The 812-nt window shown below is 50.7% G+C and carries 1 protein-coding gene; it reads right to left on the bottom strand.

The genetic code is table 11. The features are described 5' to 3' along the window. Positions 1–131: 131 nt before the first annotated feature. Entirely contained in the window at positions 132–674 is a 543-nt protein-coding gene (gmhB, locus tag BN1125_RS10450) for a D-glycero-beta-D-manno-heptose 1,7-bisphosphate 7-phosphatase (RefSeq protein WP_042012243.1), read from the bottom strand. Between the last annotated feature and the right edge of the window lie 138 nt (positions 675–812).

Below are 812 nucleotides of genomic sequence, written 5' to 3'. Positions count from 1 at the left end.
GCCGCTTGCCCTGTCGATGGAGGCGCATTATAGGGAACAGATTCTTTCTGGCAAGCAGATAATTGCAAAAAGATGGCTTTCGCTGTTTGTTCGCTCACAAAACCATCAATGCGTGTATTATCCGAACGAAATCAGCCTGCAAGCGGCGCTGAAACGGCAAAAGCGCGCAGGTTGTCATAGACTGCATCAGCCAGTGCGATACCCGCATCCGTCACCGGTTTGCCGGTTTTGACCAACACTTTATGCCCGACCTTAGCATTGGCGGCTGCTTTCAGGTCAGAAGGTTTGTCACCTACCATATAAGATCGGCTCATATCGATCCCCAACTCCTGTTGCGCCAACAGCAGCATGCCAGGTTCCGGTTTGCGGCAATCACAGGGGGCGCCATGATCCGGGTGATGGGGACAGAAGTAGATGCCATCGAGATCCACATCCCGATCCGCCAGTGACCAATCCATCCATTCAGTCAGATTCATGAAGTCATCTTCACTGAAGTAGCCGCGGGCGATACCGGACTGGTTGGTGACGACAACCAGCAGGTACCCTTTCTGCTTTAGCAGCTGCAAAGCTTCGATCACATCGGGTAGAAAATGGAAATCATCTACCTGACTCACATAGCCAGTGTCTTCATTGATGACACCGTCACGATCCAGAAAAATGGCGGCTTTGTTCACGGAAACTACCTCTATCAATGGTTTCACCCAGTATCTCACAGGCCATAAACAGCCCCAAAAATAAAAGGGGTGGCCGAAGCCACCCCTTTTCATGCTGTATATAACGAATCGATTAGGCGATTACGCTGGCTACAACAC

Source organism: Aeromonas fluvialis, assembly GCF_000819885.1.
Lineage (GTDB): Bacteria > Pseudomonadota > Gammaproteobacteria > Enterobacterales > Aeromonadaceae > Aeromonas > Aeromonas fluvialis.
This window is presented reverse-complemented; position numbering and strand designations above follow the sequence as displayed.